The organism is Cellulomonas sp. GbtcB1, assembly GCF_019091725.1.
In the GTDB taxonomy this organism is placed as follows: domain Bacteria; phylum Actinomycetota; class Actinomycetes; order Actinomycetales; family Cellulomonadaceae; genus Cellulomonas.
Map to the genome: position 1 here is coordinate 14,170 of NZ_JAGXJG010000033.1, position 13,933 is coordinate 28,102.

Here is a 13,933-nt window from a genome sequence, read left to right on the forward strand (position 1 = left end):
CGGGGTCGTCACCCCCTGACCGGCCCCGTCCCGGGCTCCACCCCTCGTTCCCTCCCCAAGGAGACCGCCATGCCCGCTGCCGAGAGCCCCGTGCTGCGCGTCGACGGCCTCGACGTCCGGCTGACCCGCGACGGCGAGACCGTGCACGCGGTCCGCGGCGTCGACCTCACCGTCGAGCGCGGCGAGGTGGTCGGCCTGGTCGGCGGGTCCGGCTCGGGCAAGAGCATCCTCGGCCTGTCGGTCATGGGCCTGCTGCCCGCCTCCGCCCGGCCGGTGGTCTCCGGGGCGGTCGACCTGGCCGGCACCGACATGGTCGGCGCCTCCGACGCGGCCCGGCGCGCCGCCCGACGGCAGCACGTCGGCGCGGTGTTCCAGGACCCGATGACCTCGCTCGACCCGACGATGACCATCGGGCGCCAGCTCGGCGAGGTCACCCGCGACCGGGCCCACGCGCTGTCCCTGCTGCAGGACGTGGGCATCCCCCGCGCCGCGGACCGGCTGAAGGCCTACCCGCACCAGCTGTCCGGCGGCCTGCGCCAGCGCGTGATGATCGCGCTCGCCGTCGCCCGCCGCCCCTCGCTGATCCTGGCCGACGAGCCGACCACCGCCCTCGACGTCACGGTGCAGGCGCAGATCCTCGACCTGCTGCTGACGCTGCGCGAGGACATCGGCTGCTCGATCGTGTTCGTCACCCACGACCTCGGCGTCGCGGCGCAGGTCTGCGACCGGATCGCCGTGATGCAGCACGGGCGGATCGTCGAGTCCGCCGGGGTCGACGAGGTGTTCGGCAACCCGACGCACGCGTACACGAAGAACCTGCTGCGGTCGCGGATCGACCTGCGGACCCCGCGGGACCGGCCGCTGGCGGCGATGCCGGTGGCCACTGCGGGCGCTGCGAGCGCCACCGTGCCCGCGAGCACCGCCCCGGCCCAGGCCCCCGCGGACGACGACGTCGCCGTCGGCGCCGACGGCGTGCTCGACCTCGCCCCCGGCGCGCCCGCCCCCGGGCTCCCCGAGGTGTGGCCCCCGGTGGTCCTGCGCGAGGGCGCCGCGGTCACCGTCCGCGACGCGCACCGCGTGTTCCGCAGCGGCCCGCCGTGGAAGCGCCGCGAGCTGGCCGCGCTGCGCGGCGTCGACCTCGAAGTCCGCGCCGGCGAGGCCGTCGCGCTGGTCGGCGAGTCCGGCTGCGGCAAGTCGACGCTGCTGCGCGTCGTCGCCGGGCTGGAGACCACCACCGCCGGCGAGGTGACCGTCGCCGCGGGCGCCGCCCCGCAGATGGTGTTCCAGGACGCCGGCGCCTCGCTCACCCCGTGGCTCCGGGTCGGCACGATGCTCGACGAGCGGCTGCAGGCGCACGTCACGGGCATGTCCCGCGCGGAGCGCACCGACCGCGTCCTCGACGCCCTGCGCACGGTCGGCCTGCCGCCGGAGACGGCGCGGGCCCGCGGCGACCAGCTCTCCGGCGGCCAGCGGCAGCGCGTCGCGCTCGCCCGCGCGGTCATCGTGCCGCCGACCGTCCTGCTGTGCGACGAGCCGACCAGCGCGCTCGACGTGTCGCTCGCCGCCACCGTGCTCAACCTGATCGGCCGGCTGCGCCGCGAGCTCGGGATGTCCGTGCTGTTCGTGACGCACGACCTCGCCGCCGCCCGGATCGTCGCCGACCGGGTCGCCGTCATGCGCGAGGGCCGGATCGTCGAGGTCGGCGCGACCGACGACGTCTGCGAGCGCCCGCAGCACGAGTACACCCGCACGCTGCTCGGCGCGATCCCCGGCCCGCAGCACCGCCGCGACCGCGTCGCCACCCCCACGATCGGAGCCGCGCTGTGACCACCGCCGACCTCGCCGTCTCCCCCGGCGGCGCCACCACCCGCGCCGCCCGCCGCTGGGCCCGCGTCACCGCCGTCCGGCACCGCGCCCTCGGCGTCGACCTGGTCGCCATCGGCGCGCTCGCGCTGATCGTGGCCGTCGCGCTCGCCGCCCCCGTGCTCGCGCCCCACTCGCCGGTCCTGCGCAGCGGCGAGGCGTTCCTGCCGCCGCTGAGCCCCGAGCACCTGCTCGGCACCGACGCGCTGGGCTACGACATCCTGTCCCGCCTCCTGTTCGGCATGCGGTCCAGCCTGGTGGCCGCGGTGATCGTGATCGCGTCCGGCGTGCTCGTCGGCGGGCTGATCGGCCTGCTGGCCGGGGCGCTGCCCGGCTGGGTCGACGCGCTGCTGATGCGCACCACCGACCTGTTCCTGGCGCTGCCCGGCCTGGTCATCGCGATGGCCGTCGCCGCCGCGCTCGGCGCGTCGTTCACCTCGGCGCTGGTCGGCGTGGCGGTGGTCTGGTGGCCGCTGTACGCGCGGCTCGTCCGCGGCGAGGTCCGCGCGTGGGCCGCCCGGCCGCACCTGGAGGCCGCGCGACTCGCCGGCACCCCGTGGGGCACCCGGGTGACCCGGCACCTGCTGCCGGGGGTCCGCTCCACGATCGTCGTCGCCGCGAGCCTCGACGTCGGCGGGCTGGTGGTCGCGCTGTCCGGGCTGTCGTTCATCGGGCTGTCCTCGCCGGCGCCCGCCCCGGAGCTCGGCGCGATGGCCGCCCAGGGCATGGCGTACCTGCTGCAGGCCTGGTGGGTGCCGATCTTCCCGGGCCTGGCGGTCCTGGTGATCGCCCTGGCGGCGAACCTCGCCGGCGACGGCGTCCGCGACCTGATGCGGGGGCGCTGAGATGCGCCGCCCCGCCGCCCCCGCCGTCCCCGCCGCCCTCCGCCCGTCCCGAGCCGCCGAGGAGGCCCTCGCATGGTGATGTTCCTGGTCAAGCGCGTCGCCGCGACGATCGGCGTGCTGCTCGCGCTGACGATGGCGCTGTTCGGCCTCCAGGAGGTCAGCGGCGTCGACCCCGCGAAGGCGTACGTCGGCGCCAACGCCTCCGCCGACGCCGTGGCCGCCGCCCGCGAGCGCCTCGGCCTCGACGAGCCCCTGGTGCAGCGCTACCTCACGTACCTCGACGGCCTGCTGCACGGCGACCTGCAGAACTCGCTGCGCAGCCGCACCCCGGTCGCCGACAACCTGGCCCAGGTGCTGCCGGCCAGCCTCGAGCTCGCGGCGTGGGTGCTCGGCATCGCGCTGGTCCTCGGCGTGGCGTTCGCGGCCCTCACCACGCTGCGGTGGCGCGGCGCCGGCATCGTGCGGGTGGTGCTGCTCAGCGGCGCCGCCGCCCCGACGTTCCTGCTCGGGATGGTCGCGCTGCTGGTGTTCTACGGCAACCTCGGCTGGCTGCCGTCCGGCGGCCGCACCGGGCTGCGGGACGCCCCCGCCGGGCCGACCGGGTTCCTGGTGCTCGACGGGCTGCTGGCCGGCCGGTTCGACGTGGCCGGGGACGCCGTCACGCACCTCGCGCTGCCTGCCCTGTGCGCCGCCATCTCCCCCGCGGTCGCGATCGGCCGGGTGCTGGTGGACGGGCTCAAGGCCAACATGGCCGCCGACCACGCCCGCACCGCCCGCGCCGCCGGCATGGGCGAGCGGCAGATCCTCGTGCGGCACGCCGTCCGGAACTCCCTCGGCCCGACGCTGTCGATGGTCGGCATCCAGGCGGGCATGCTCCTGGCCGGCCTGGTGGTCGTCGAGAAGATCTTCGACTGGCCCGGCGTCGGCTCCTACCTCGACAAGTCCGTCGCGGCCTCCGACTTCCCCGCCATCGCGGGCGTCGCCCTGCTGCTCGGCGTCGTCTACGTCCTGCTCAACACCGTCGTCGACGTGCTCCAGGCCGCCGCCGACCGCCGCATCGCCCTCGCCTGAGCGCGGTCGCACCACCCCCCGGAAGGAACCACCCCCATGAACGTCACCGGCAACGCCGTGCTCATCGTCGTCGACATCCAGGGCGGCGACGTCGAGCGCGCCGAGTCCCGCACCGAGATCCCGTACATGCCCGGCCGCACCGAGCGGGCGCCGCGCGTGCGCAAGATGATCGCCACCTGCCGCGAGCAGGGCATCCCGGTCGTCTGGATCCAGGAGGTGCACAAGCCCTCGCTGATCGACATCGGCCGCGAGCTGGACGGCGCCGAGGGCCCGCACTGCGTCGAGGGCTGGCCGGAGACCGAGCTCGCGCAGGGCCTGGACCCGCGGCCCGACGAGTTCCTGATCCGCAAGCGCCGGTACTCCGCGTTCTTCGGCACCGAGCTGGAGATCGTGCTCAAGGCGTACCGGGCCGACACCGTCATCCTCATCGGCGGCCTGACCGACGTGTGCATCCACTACACCGCCGTCGACGCCCACCAGCACGACTACCGGGTGCGGGTCGTCACCGACGCGGTCGGCGGGTCCTCCCAGGAGGCGCACGACGCCGCGCTGCGCGCCATCGACTACCTGCAGCGCGACGCGCTGGTCACCGCGGAGGACGTGCAGCAGTGGCTCGTCACCGCGGAGCCGAACCCCGAGGTGCAGCGCGCGCTCGCCACCACCGCCCAGGCCGTCTGAGGAGGACCGATGACCAGCATCTCCACCGCCTCGCCGCTGGGGGCGCGCGACCACGCGCGCGCCCAGGGCGGCACGGTCGTCGGCACGATGCCGACCGTGCCCGCGGCGACCGCCGCCGACTGGCCCGCCGACGTGGCGCCCGAGGACCGGCTGCACGCCGAGACCGTCGCCGGCGGGAACTACACCACCGTCGTGCTCGCCCGCGGCTCGGTGCTCGAGCTCACCGACCTGGAGGGCGACGCGTGCGCCCACCTCGTGCTCACCAACGCGGTCCAGGTCGACGAGCGGCTGAACGTCGCCGACACCGTGAAGATCCAGTGGCAGGCCTACCTGGGCGCCGGCTCGATGCTGCTGTCCGACCGCGGCCGGGTGCTCGCGACGGTCGTCGAGGACACCTCGGGCCGGCACGACACCTTCGCCGGGACGTCGTCGAAGGCCGCGAACGAGGCCCGGTACGGCGACGGGTCCCCGCAGGGCGGCACCCCCGCCGGACGCGAGCTGCTGCTGCTCGCCGCGCTGAAGAACGGGCTGGACGCGCGCGACGTGCCGCCGAGCCTGTCGTTCTTCCAGGGCGTGCGGGTCTCGGAGGACGGCACGACGGAGTTCACCGGGTCGGCCGGCGCCGGTGCGCGGGTCCGGCTGCGGCTCGAGCTGCCGTGCGTCGTGCTGCTCGCCAACGTGCCGCACCCGGTCGACCCGCGCGCGGAGTACGTGTCGACGCCGCTGCGGGTCCGCGCCTGGCGCGGGGCGCCCGCCGGGCACGACGCGCCCGAGGCCACGGTCGGCCCCGAGGCGGAGCGCGCCTTCGCCAACACCATCGACTACGCCCGCGCGAGGGGACTGTGACCATGACCGCTGCACCCACCTCCCCCGCCCCGTCGACGGACGCGCTGCCCGCGCGCCTCGCCGGCGCCGCCGTCGTGCTCGACGAGGTCGTCCCGCGCCGGTCCGCGTGGTCGACCGTCGTCCGCGCCGGCCAGGAGCTCACCATCGTCGACCTGGAGGGCAACCAGGCCGTCGACTGCCTGCTCTACGACGCGCACGACACCTCCGTGCGGTACTCCGCGTCCGACACAATCGCCGCCCAGCGCAACGTCTACCTGGTGCAGGGGTCCGTGCTGCGGGCCGGCACCGGCGACGCGCTGATGACGCTCGTGCACGACGAGGTCGGCCGGCACGACACCATCGGCGGCGCCTGCTCCAAGGAGTCGAACTCCCTGCGGTACGGCCACCACACCGTGCACCAGCACGCGTGCGTCGAGAACTTCCTCGCCGAGGGCGCCCGGCACGGGCTCGGCAAGCGCGACCTCGTCTCGAACATCAACTGGTACATGAACGTGCCGGTCGAGGCGGACGGCGCGCTGGGCATCGTCGACGGGATCTCCTCCCCGGGCCTGTCGCTGACGCTGCGCGCCGAGCGCGACGTGCTGGTGCTGGTGTCGAACTGCCCGCAGATCAACAACCCGTGCAACGGGTTCGACCCGACGCCGGTGCGGATGATCGTGACCGAGGGGGCGGCGTGACCTCGGCGCCCGGGCTCGACGCGGTCGCGCGCGCCTACGCCCGGATCGCCGAGGTCGACCGGCCCGAGGTGTGGATCCACCTGCGACCGCGGGCCGACGTCGAGGCCGACGTGCGCGCGCAGGCCGACCGGGCGGCGTCAGGGGCCGACCTGCCGCTGCTCGGCCGCCTGGTCGCGGTCAAGGACAACATCGACGTCGCCGGGCTGCCGACCACCGCGGGCTGCCCGGGCGTGGCCTGGACCGCGGCCGCCGACGCCACCGCCGTCGCCCGGCTGCGGGCGGCCGGCGCCGTGGTGCTCGGCAAGACGAACCTCGACCAGTTCGCCACCGGCCTGGTCGGCACCCGCAGCCCCTACGGCGCGGTGCGGTCCGCCGACCACCCCGACCGGATCTCCGGCGGGTCGTCGTCCGGGTCGGCCGTCGCCGTCGCGCTCGGGATCGTCGACCTCGCACTCGGCACGGACACCGCCGGGTCGAACCGGGTGCCCGCCGCGCTCCAGGGCGTCGTCGGGGTCAAGCCGACGCCCGGGCTGGTGCCGACCACCGGGGTGCTGCCGGCGTGCCGGTCGCTCGACTGCGTGGGGGTGTTCGCGCGGTCGCTGCCGCTGGCGGCCCTCGCGGTGGGCCTGATGGCGGGGCCGGACGGGGTGGACGCGCTGGCGGCGCGGCCCGTGCCCGCCGACGTCGCGGCGCCCGCGCCGGACGCCCCGGTGCTCGCGGTGCCCCGGGCGGCCGACCTCGACGCGCTCGCCCCGCTGTGGCGGTCGGCGTTCGACGCGACCGTCGCGTCGCTCCGGTCCGCGGGGTGGACGCTGCGCGAGGTCGACCTGACGCCGTTCCTCGACGCCGCGCGGCTGCTGTACGACGGGGCGTTCGTCGCCGAGCGGTACGCCGCCGTCGGCGCGCTGGTGGACTCCGAGCCCGAGGGCCTGGACCCGGTGGTGGCGGGCATCATCCGCGCCGCGGGCGAGCTCCCCGCGCACCGGTACGCCGCGGACCTCGTCACGCTCGCGGAGCTGCGCGTCGTCGCGGAGGCCGCGCTGGGCGACGCCGACGCGCTGCTGCTGCCCACGACCACGCACCACCCGACGCTGGCCGAGGTGGCCGGCGCGCCGGTGGCGGTGAACTCCCGGCTCGGGACCTACACCAACTTCTGCAACCTGTTCGGGTACGCCGCGGTGGCCGTGCCGGTCGACGCCGGGGTGCCCGGCGAGCGGGTCGGCGTCTCCGTGCTGACCCGCGGGTTCGCGGACGGCGCCGCGCTGGACCTCGCGGGGCGGCTGCTGGCCGTCGCCGGGCCGCGGGCGTGGGAGGTGCTGGACGGCGCGCCGCCGGGGCCGGGGGCCGATGGCGCCGCCGCGGCCGGGTCGCTCGGGGCTGGGTCGCTCGGGGCTGGGTCGCTCGGGGCTGGGTCGCTCGCGGCCGGGACGCCCGCGGCCGGGACGCGCGCGGGGGTCGACGGGGACCGGGCCGCGAGCCCGGTGCCCGCGTGACCGTCGGCGCCGCGACCGGGCCGGGCGTCGCGGGCGGTGCGGGCGGCGCGGTCTCGTCCCCCGCACCGCCCGCGGGGTCCCCGGGCCCCACCGGGGCGCGCGGGCCCCGGCTCTGGCCGATGGCGACCGGCACGTTCGCGATCGGGTTCGGCTCGTACGTCATGGCCGGGCTGGTGCCGAGCGTGTCCGCGGAGCTCGACGTGTCGGTCAGCCAGGTCGGCACGCTGGTCAGCGTCTACGGCTTCACGTACGCGGTGTCCACGCCGCTGCTGACGCTCGTCGTCGGGCGCGTGCCGCGCCGGCTGCTCATGGCCGTCGCGCTGGGCCTGTTCGCGCTGGCCACCGGCGCGACGGCGTTCGCCACGACCTACGACCAGGTGGCCGCGCTGCGCGGGCTGTCGGCGGTGGCGGCGGGCGGGTTCACGCCGACGGCCACGGTGCTCGCCGCGCGGCTGGCCCCGCCCGGGCGGCGAGGGCGGGCGGTGGCGACGGTGTTCGGCGGGCTGACGACGGCGACCGTGCTCGGGGCGCCGGCGGGCAACCTGCTCGGCCCGGCGCTCGGCTACCGCGGCGTCTACGCCCTGGTGGGCGGCCTGGCGCTGGTGGCGCTGGTGAGCGTCCTGGCGCTGGTCCGCGTCCCGTGCGCGGTCGCGGCGGCTCCGTCGGCCGCCGGGTCGCCCTCGGCAAGCCCGGCACCGGCTGCCGCCGCTGAGTTCGGTCCCTCCAGCCGAGTTCGGACGTCAGAGGGACCGAACTCGGCTGGACGCACCGAACTCGCGGTGGCCGCGCCGGTCGTCGTGCCGGACGAGTCACCCCGTGCCCGGTCGACCGGCACCCCGGCGACCACCGCCGCGCCTGCCGGCGCCGGCCCCGCGCTGCCTGGGCTGGTCGCCGTCGTCCTGCTGGTGTCGATGCTGGAGACCGCGTCGGCGCTCATGGTGCAGACCTACTCGTCGCCGCTGCTCACCGACCTCGGCGGGCTGACCGGCGCGCTGCTCAGCGCCGTGCTGCTGGCTTACGGCGTGGCGGGTGTGGCGGGCAACGTCGTGGGCGGGCGGCTCGCCGACCGGTTCGGCGCCGCCCGCAGCATCGTGCTGGCGCTGACGACGTCGGTGGTGGCGCTGCTGCTGCTCACCCCCGCCACGGCGACCGCGTGGACCGCGCTGGCGGTCTTCGCGCTGTGGGGGTTCGCCGCGTGGGCGATGAACTCCCCCCTGCAGAACGTGCTGCTCACGCTGGCGGGCCGGCACGGCCAGCTGGTCGTGGCGCTGAACTCGTCGATCATCTCGCTCGGCACCGGCCTCGGCGCCCTGGTGGGCGGCTGGGTCGTGGCCGGCCCGGGCTACGCGGTGCTCGGCGCCGCGGCGGCGGCGGTCATGGTCGTGGCGGTGGTCCTGGTCGCGGTCCTGTCCCGCCGCCCGGCGGTCGCGGCCGTCTGACCGCCCGTCCACCGGAACCCGGCCCGGCTCCTCCCGGGAGTGGCGACGAGTGGAGCGTGCTGCCCGACACGCGCCGGCGTGTCGGGCAGAACGCTCCACTCGAGGGCGGCGGCCCGGCGGTCAGCTCGCGGCGAGCGCGTGCCGCAGGTCCGGCTCCAGGTAGATCACCCGCGCGATGGGCACCGCCGCCCGCACCCGCTGCTCCGCCGCGTCGATCGCCTCCGCGACGTCGCCCGCGCTGGACGCCGCCGGCACCTCGATCTTGGCCGCGACCAGCAGCTCCTCCGGGCCGAGGTGCAGCGTGCGCAGGTGGATGACCGACGGGACGCCCGGGCCGACCAGCGCGGCGCGGATCGCGTCGACGTCCTTCCGCGTGGCCGACTCCCCCAGCAGCAGGCTCTTGGTCTCGACCGCCAGCACGATCGCGATGACGACCAGCAGCAGGCCGATCGCCGCCGACCCCACCGCGTCCCACCGGCCGTCGCCGGTCACCAGCGTCATGGACACGCCGAACAGCGCCAGCACGAGGCCGATGAGCGCACCGAAGTCCTCCAGCAGCACCACCGGCAGCTCGGGCGCCTTCGCGGTGCGGATGTAGGACACCCAGCCCTGCTTGCCGCGGGTGTGGTTCGCCTCGCCGATCGCCGTCCGGAAGGACAACCCCTCCATGACGATCGCCGCCCCGAGCACCGCGAGCGGCACCCACTGCCAGGACTCGATGGGGTGCGGGTCGGCGAACTTGTGCCACGCCTCGTAGAGCGCGAACAGGCCGCCGAGGCTGAACAGCACGATCGCGACGATGAACGCGTACATGTACCGCTCGCGCCCGTAGCCGAACGGGTGCTCCTCGTCCGCCGCGCGCCGGGCCCGGCGGCCGCCGACGAGCAGCAGCAGCTGGTTGCCGGAGTCGGCGACCGAGTGCACCGCCTCGGCCAGCATCGAGCTCGACGAGGTGAGCAGGAAGGCGATGAACTTCGTCACCGCGATGCCCAGGTTCGCGGACAGCGCGGCGATGATCGCCTTGTTCCCGCCTCCGTGTGCCATGCCGGTCCCTCCGCTGGTCAGCGCACGGGCGACCGAGGTCCCCCGAGGCCGCCGCGCGGTGGCCCGAGCGGTGATGCTAGACCGGGCGGGCCTCGTCGGCGAGGAGGACGGGGATGCCGTCCCGGACGGGGTACGCCAGCGGGCGGTCGGGGTCGGTCGACACGAGCTCCGGCTGGCCGCCCGGGCCGACGCCGTCCACGAGCGTCGCGCCGGTCACGGGGCAGCGCAGCAGCTCCCGCACCCAGGGGGCGAGGCCGGTGGTGCCCACGGGCTCGGCGGCGCTCACGCGGCGCCGTCCTGGCGGACGAGGGCGAGCACGTCGTCGCGGACCTTCTCCATGATGTCCTCGTCCGCGGCCTCGACGTTCAGGCGGAGCAGCGGCTCGGTGTTCGACGCGCGCAGGTTGAACCACCACTGCGGCTGGGCGTCCCAGTGCGAGACCGTCAGGCCGTCGAGCTCGTCGACCGTGACCGGGCCGGCACCCTGCTGCTCGACGTACGCCTCGACGACGCGCGCGCGGGCGGCGGCCACGTCCGCGACGCGGGAGTTGATCTCACCCGAGGCGACGTACGGCTGGTACTGCTCGGCGAGCGCCGACAGCGGGTGCGGCTGGCCGCCGAGCGCGGCGAGCACGTGCAGCGCCGCGAGCATGCCGGTGTCCGCGAAGAAGAAGTCGCGGAAGTAGTAGTGCGCGGAGTGCTCGCCGCCGAACACCGCGTCCGACTCGGCCATCTGCGCCTTGATGAACGAGTGGCCCACGCGGGTGCGGACGGCCTTGGCGCCGGCCGCGGTCACCAGGTCCGGCACGACCATCGAGGTGATGAGGTTGTGGATCACGGTGGGCGTGCGGCCCTCCGCCTTCTCCCGCTCGATCTCGCGCAGGCCGACGAGGGCCGTGATCGCGGACGGGCTGACCGGGTCGCCGTTCTCGTCGACGACGAAGCAGCGGTCGGCGTCGCCGTCGAACGCCAGACCGATGTCGGCGCCGTGCTCGACGACCGCCTTCTGCAGGTCGCGCAGGTTCTCCGGCTCCAGCGGGTTCGCCTCGTGGTTCGGGAACGTGCCGTCGAGCTCGAAGTACAGCGGCACGACCTCGAGCGGCAGCTCGGGCAGGCCAGCGCCGGTGCCGAGCACGGCCGGCGCGGTGAACCCGCCCATGCCGTTGCCGGCGTCCACGACGACCTTCAGCGGGCGGATGCCGGACAGGTCGACCAGGCCGCGCAGGAACGAGGCGTAGTCGCCCAGCAGGTCCTGCTCGGTGACCTCGCCGGCCGCCGTGCCCTCGGCCGCGCCCGGCACGCCGTCGCGCAGGTACTCGGCCGCGAGGTCGCGCACCCGGGACAGCCCGGAGTCCTGGCCGACCGGGCGGGCGCCCGCGCGGCACAGCTTGATGCCGTTGTACTCGGCGGGGTTGTGGCTCGCGGTGAACATGGCGCCGGGGATGCCGAGCTTGCCCGACGCGAAGTACAGGCCGTCCGTCGAGCACAGCCCGATCGTGATGACGTCGACGCCGCGCGCGGCCAGCCCTTCGGCGAACGCGCCGACCAGCTCCGGGCCGGACGGGCGCATGTCGTTGCCGATCACCACGCGAGGACGGGCGCCGTCCGCGGCCTCGGGCAGGACGACGACGTCGGCGAAGGCCGCGCCGATCGCGCGGGCGACCCCGGCGTTCAGCTGGTCCGGGACCGTGCCCCGGACGTCGTACGCCTTGATCAGGCCGGTCAGGTCGGGCAGCGCGGAGGTCTCAGGCACGGCGTCACGGTATCCCATCGGTGTGCGGCCACGTGGGCCACCAGGGGTGCTCCCCCTCCACCCGGACGAGTGGGATCAGCCCCGGATGGACCGCCGCACGACCTCGTCCCGGCTCAGCGACGTCCCGTCGCCGTCCAGCGGGAACCACGCCCGGTGCTCGCACTCGTGGCAGGACACGAACGTCACGTCCGTCCCGTCGGCCAGCGCGAGGTGCAGCCGGGTGAGTCGCGTCGACCCGCAGACCTCGCACTCGCCCGTCCCCGGGGCGTGCTCCTGCCCGGCCTGGCTCAGCGACCCCAGCGGCGTCGGCTCGGGCTCTCCCCGGCGTCCCTTGCGGCGACCTGTCCCACCGCCCCCTGCACCGGCCATCGCGGGCTAGCCCTCCTCGCCGCGCAGCACGCGCAGGTGACCCCTGCGGCGCTCGGTGTCGAGCTCGGCGGCCGGCGGCAGGCCGTCGGGCACCGCGGCGGCGTGCCGGGGGGCCGGGCGGCCCGCCTCGCGCACGGCGTCGGCGAGCGCGAGCAGGTCGTCGTGGCTCGGGCCGGTCTCGACGAACTCGGGCGTCAGCCGGACGACCTCCCACCCCCGCGGGGCGGTGAGGCGCGAGGCGTGCTCGGCGCACAGGTCGTAGGAGTGCGGCTCGGCGAGGTTGGCGAGCGGGCCGAGGACGGCCGTCGAGTCGGCGTACACGTACGTCAGGGTCGCGACCGCCGGACGACCGCACGCGGTGCGGGAGCACTGGCGGACGGGTCTCACGGGGTAGAACCTACCGCCGCCCGCGGCCGGAGCGTGCGCGCGACCCGCGTTGTCACCCGGATACAGTGCCGTGGTGGCACCCCGTCGGCACGTCCCCGCCGCCCCCGGCACCCCGGGCGGACCGGTCCCCCGCGTCGGCGCCGTCCGCCGCCGCGACCGCCGCGGCCGCGGCATTCGCGGCCCGCTGCTCCCGGCCTCGCTGCCCGCGCACCGCACCCGCGCGGAGCGGTTCGACGACCTCGTGCTGGACTCGGTCGAGCGCCTGGAGGTCCGCTGGGGGAAGTACCTGGACGGGGTGGAGTTCGCCGTGGAGGACGTGCCCCCGTCCGACCCGGCGCCGTGGGAGTCCGGCGGCGTGCCGCTCGGCCGGTCGTTCCCGTCGCAGCCCGGCCTGCCGCCGCGGATCGTGGTGTACCGGCGGCCGGTGGAGTCCCGGGCCGTCGACGCGGACGAGCTCGCCGACGTCGTGCACGAGGTGGTCGTCGAGCAGGTCGCGCACCTGCTGGGACGTTCGCCCGAGGAGGTCGACCCCGAGCTCGGGGACGGACGGTAGCCTGACCCGGCCATGACGACGACCCCCGAGCCGAGCCGCGCCCCCGCCACCCCGTCCGCCGGCCGCCCCGCCGTCCGCGTGATCACGATCGTGTACAACCCGGGTCCGGAGCTCACCGACTTCACCCGGTCCCTCGCCGCCGCGACGACCGCGCCCGTCGAGCTCGTCGTGGTCGACAACGGTGCCGACCCGGCCGTCGCCGACCGGGTCGCCGCCGAGGCGGGCGGCCGCGTGGTCCGCACCGGCGAGAACCTCGGCTACGGCGGCGGCGCCAACGCCGGCGCACGCGGCGCGACGCAGCCGTTCCTGGTGGTGGCCAACCCCGACGTCGTCTGGGAGCCCGGCTCCCTCGACGCCCTGCTCGACGCCGCGGAGCGGCACCCCGCGGCCGGGGCGCTCGGGCCCGCGCTGCTCAACGAGGACGGCACGGTCTACCCGTCGGCGCGCGAGCTGCCGTCGCTGACGCAGGGCGCCGGCCACGCCGTGCTCGGCAAGGTCTGGCCCGGGAACCCGTGGACGCGCGCCTACCAGCGCCGGCAGGAGACGGTCGGTGCCGAGCGGTCCGCCGGCTGGCTGTCCGGGGCCTGCCTGCTGCTCCGCCGGGACGCGTTCGAGGCGGTCGGCGGGTTCGACGACGCCTACTTCATGTTCTTCGAGGACGTCGACCTGGGCGAGCGTCTCGCGCTCGCGGGGCGGCCGAACGTCTACGTGCCGTCGGCGCGGGTGATGCACGTCGGCGGGGTGTCGTGGAAGGCGAAGCCGGCCGCGATGATCTCGGCGCACCACCGGTCCGCGGAGCGGTACCTGCACCGGCGGTACCACCGGTGGTACCAGTGGCCGGTGCGCGCCGCGGTGTCGGTCGGGCTGAAGGCGCGCGAGGTCGTGGAGCTGCGCGCAGCGCGCTGAGCCCGGGGGT

At 76.1% G+C, this 13,933-nt stretch carries 15 protein-coding genes; 10 read left to right on the plus strand and 5 right to left on the minus strand.

What is annotated here, in order from left to right:
• The first annotated feature begins 69 nt into the window (after positions 1–69).
• The 8 genes from KVT14_RS12685 (at position 70) to KVT14_RS12720 (ending at position 8,912) form a co-directional block, all read left to right on the plus strand.
• Positions 70–1,827: an ABC transporter ATP-binding protein gene (locus KVT14_RS12685; RefSeq protein WP_217615995.1), complete on the plus strand. Its 1,758-nt coding sequence runs from the start codon at positions 70–72 to the stop codon at positions 1,825–1,827.
• Positions 1,824–2,708, plus strand: a complete 885-nt coding sequence (locus KVT14_RS22440; RefSeq protein WP_210417357.1) for an ABC transporter permease — start codon at positions 1,824–1,826, stop codon at positions 2,706–2,708. The genes KVT14_RS12685 and KVT14_RS22440 overlap by 4 nt, the downstream gene beginning before the upstream one ends.
• Before the next feature lie 72 nt (positions 2,709–2,780).
• Positions 2,781–3,779, plus strand: coding sequence for an ABC transporter permease (locus KVT14_RS12695; protein WP_147794062.1), 999 nt, complete (start codon positions 2,781–2,783; stop codon positions 3,777–3,779).
• Positions 3,780–3,815: 36 nt separating this feature from the next.
• Complete coding sequence (locus KVT14_RS12700) at positions 3,816–4,457, plus strand: cysteine hydrolase family protein (RefSeq protein ID WP_217615996.1); 642 nt, start codon at positions 3,816–3,818, stop codon at positions 4,455–4,457.
• 9 nt (positions 4,458–4,466) lie between these two features.
• The gene (locus KVT14_RS12705; RefSeq protein WP_217615997.1) at positions 4,467–5,303 is read left to right on the plus strand and encodes an urea amidolyase associated protein UAAP1; all 837 of its coding nucleotides are present in this window, start codon (positions 4,467–4,469) and stop codon (positions 5,301–5,303) included.
• Between the two features lie 2 nt (positions 5,304–5,305).
• Positions 5,306–5,980, plus strand: coding sequence for an urea amidolyase associated protein UAAP2 (locus tag KVT14_RS12710; protein ID WP_217615998.1), 675 nt, complete (start codon positions 5,306–5,308; stop codon positions 5,978–5,980).
• Positions 5,977–7,473 (plus strand): allophanate hydrolase, encoded by a 1,497-nt coding sequence (locus KVT14_RS12715; protein ID WP_217615999.1) that lies wholly within the window; start codon positions 5,977–5,979, stop codon positions 7,471–7,473. Before KVT14_RS12710 ends, KVT14_RS12715 begins: the two co-directional genes overlap by 4 nt.
• A complete protein-coding gene (locus KVT14_RS12720; protein WP_217616000.1) occupies positions 7,470–8,912 on the plus strand; it encodes an MFS transporter in 1,443 nt (480 codons plus the stop codon). The genes KVT14_RS12715 and KVT14_RS12720 overlap by 4 nt, the downstream gene beginning before the upstream one ends.
• A gap of 120 nt (positions 8,913–9,032) precedes the next feature.
• Here the strand turns inward: KVT14_RS12720 and KVT14_RS12725 are convergent, their stop codons facing one another.
• The 5 genes from KVT14_RS12725 to KVT14_RS22445 form a co-directional block, all read right to left on the minus strand.
• Positions 9,033–9,956 (minus strand): cation diffusion facilitator family transporter, encoded by a 924-nt coding sequence (locus KVT14_RS12725; protein WP_217616001.1) that lies wholly within the window; start codon positions 9,954–9,956, stop codon positions 9,033–9,035.
• Positions 9,957–10,032: 76 nt separating this feature from the next.
• Positions 10,033–10,242 (minus strand): Trm112 family protein, encoded by a 210-nt coding sequence (locus tag KVT14_RS12730; protein WP_205693691.1) that lies wholly within the window; start codon positions 10,240–10,242, stop codon positions 10,033–10,035.
• Complete coding sequence (locus KVT14_RS12735) at positions 10,239–11,708, minus strand: phosphomannomutase/phosphoglucomutase (RefSeq protein ID WP_308161055.1); 1,470 nt, start codon at positions 11,706–11,708, stop codon at positions 10,239–10,241. The genes KVT14_RS12730 and KVT14_RS12735 overlap by 4 nt, the downstream gene beginning before the upstream one ends.
• Positions 11,709–11,783: 75 nt before the next feature.
• Positions 11,784–12,077 carry a hypothetical protein gene (locus tag KVT14_RS12740; RefSeq protein ID WP_254630858.1) on the minus strand — a complete coding sequence of 98 codons (294 nt, stop codon included), beginning with the start codon at positions 12,075–12,077 and terminating at the stop codon, positions 11,784–11,786.
• Positions 12,078–12,083: 6 nt separating this feature from the next.
• Entirely contained in the window at positions 12,084–12,464 is a 381-nt protein-coding gene (locus KVT14_RS22445) for a DUF3499 domain-containing protein (RefSeq protein WP_147794069.1), read from the minus strand.
• A 73-nt stretch (positions 12,465–12,537) separates the two neighbouring features.
• On the opposite strand from KVT14_RS22445, the gene KVT14_RS12750 reads away from it, so the two are divergent.
• The gene (locus KVT14_RS12750; protein ID WP_308161056.1) at positions 12,538–13,017 is read left to right on the plus strand and encodes a metallopeptidase family protein; all 480 of its coding nucleotides are present in this window, start codon (positions 12,538–12,540) and stop codon (positions 13,015–13,017) included.
• Positions 13,018–13,029: 12 nt separating this feature from the next.
• Positions 13,030–13,923 (plus strand): glycosyltransferase family 2 protein, encoded by an 894-nt coding sequence (locus tag KVT14_RS12755; RefSeq protein ID WP_217616003.1) that lies wholly within the window; start codon positions 13,030–13,032, stop codon positions 13,921–13,923.
• Positions 13,924–13,933: the final 10 nt, after the last annotated feature.

Bases quoted from the DNA above. Each gene is read 5' to 3' on its own strand.
- KVT14_RS12700 (WP_217615996.1), top strand. From the start codon at position 3,816: ATGAACGTCACCGGCAACGCCGTGCTCATCGTCGTCGACATCCAGGGC.
- KVT14_RS12705 (WP_217615997.1), top strand. From the start codon at position 4,467: ATGACCAGCATCTCCACCGCCTCGCCGCTGGGGGCGCGCGACCACGCG.
- KVT14_RS12755 (WP_217616003.1), top strand. From the start codon at position 13,030: ATGACGACGACCCCCGAGCCGAGCCGCGCCCCCGCCACCCCGTCCGCC.
- KVT14_RS12695 (WP_147794062.1), top strand. From the start codon at position 2,781: ATGGTGATGTTCCTGGTCAAGCGCGTCGCCGCGACGATCGGCGTGCTG.
- KVT14_RS12710 (WP_217615998.1), top strand. From the start codon at position 5,306: ATGACCGCTGCACCCACCTCCCCCGCCCCGTCGACGGACGCGCTGCCC.
- KVT14_RS12685 (WP_217615995.1), top strand. From the start codon at position 70: ATGCCCGCTGCCGAGAGCCCCGTGCTGCGCGTCGACGGCCTCGACGTC.
- KVT14_RS12740 (WP_254630858.1), bottom strand. From the start codon at position 12,077: ATGGCCGGTGCAGGGGGCGGTGGGACAGGTCGCCGCAAGGGACGCCGG.
- KVT14_RS12725 (WP_217616001.1), bottom strand. From the start codon at position 9,956: ATGGCACACGGAGGCGGGAACAAGGCGATCATCGCCGCGCTGTCCGCG.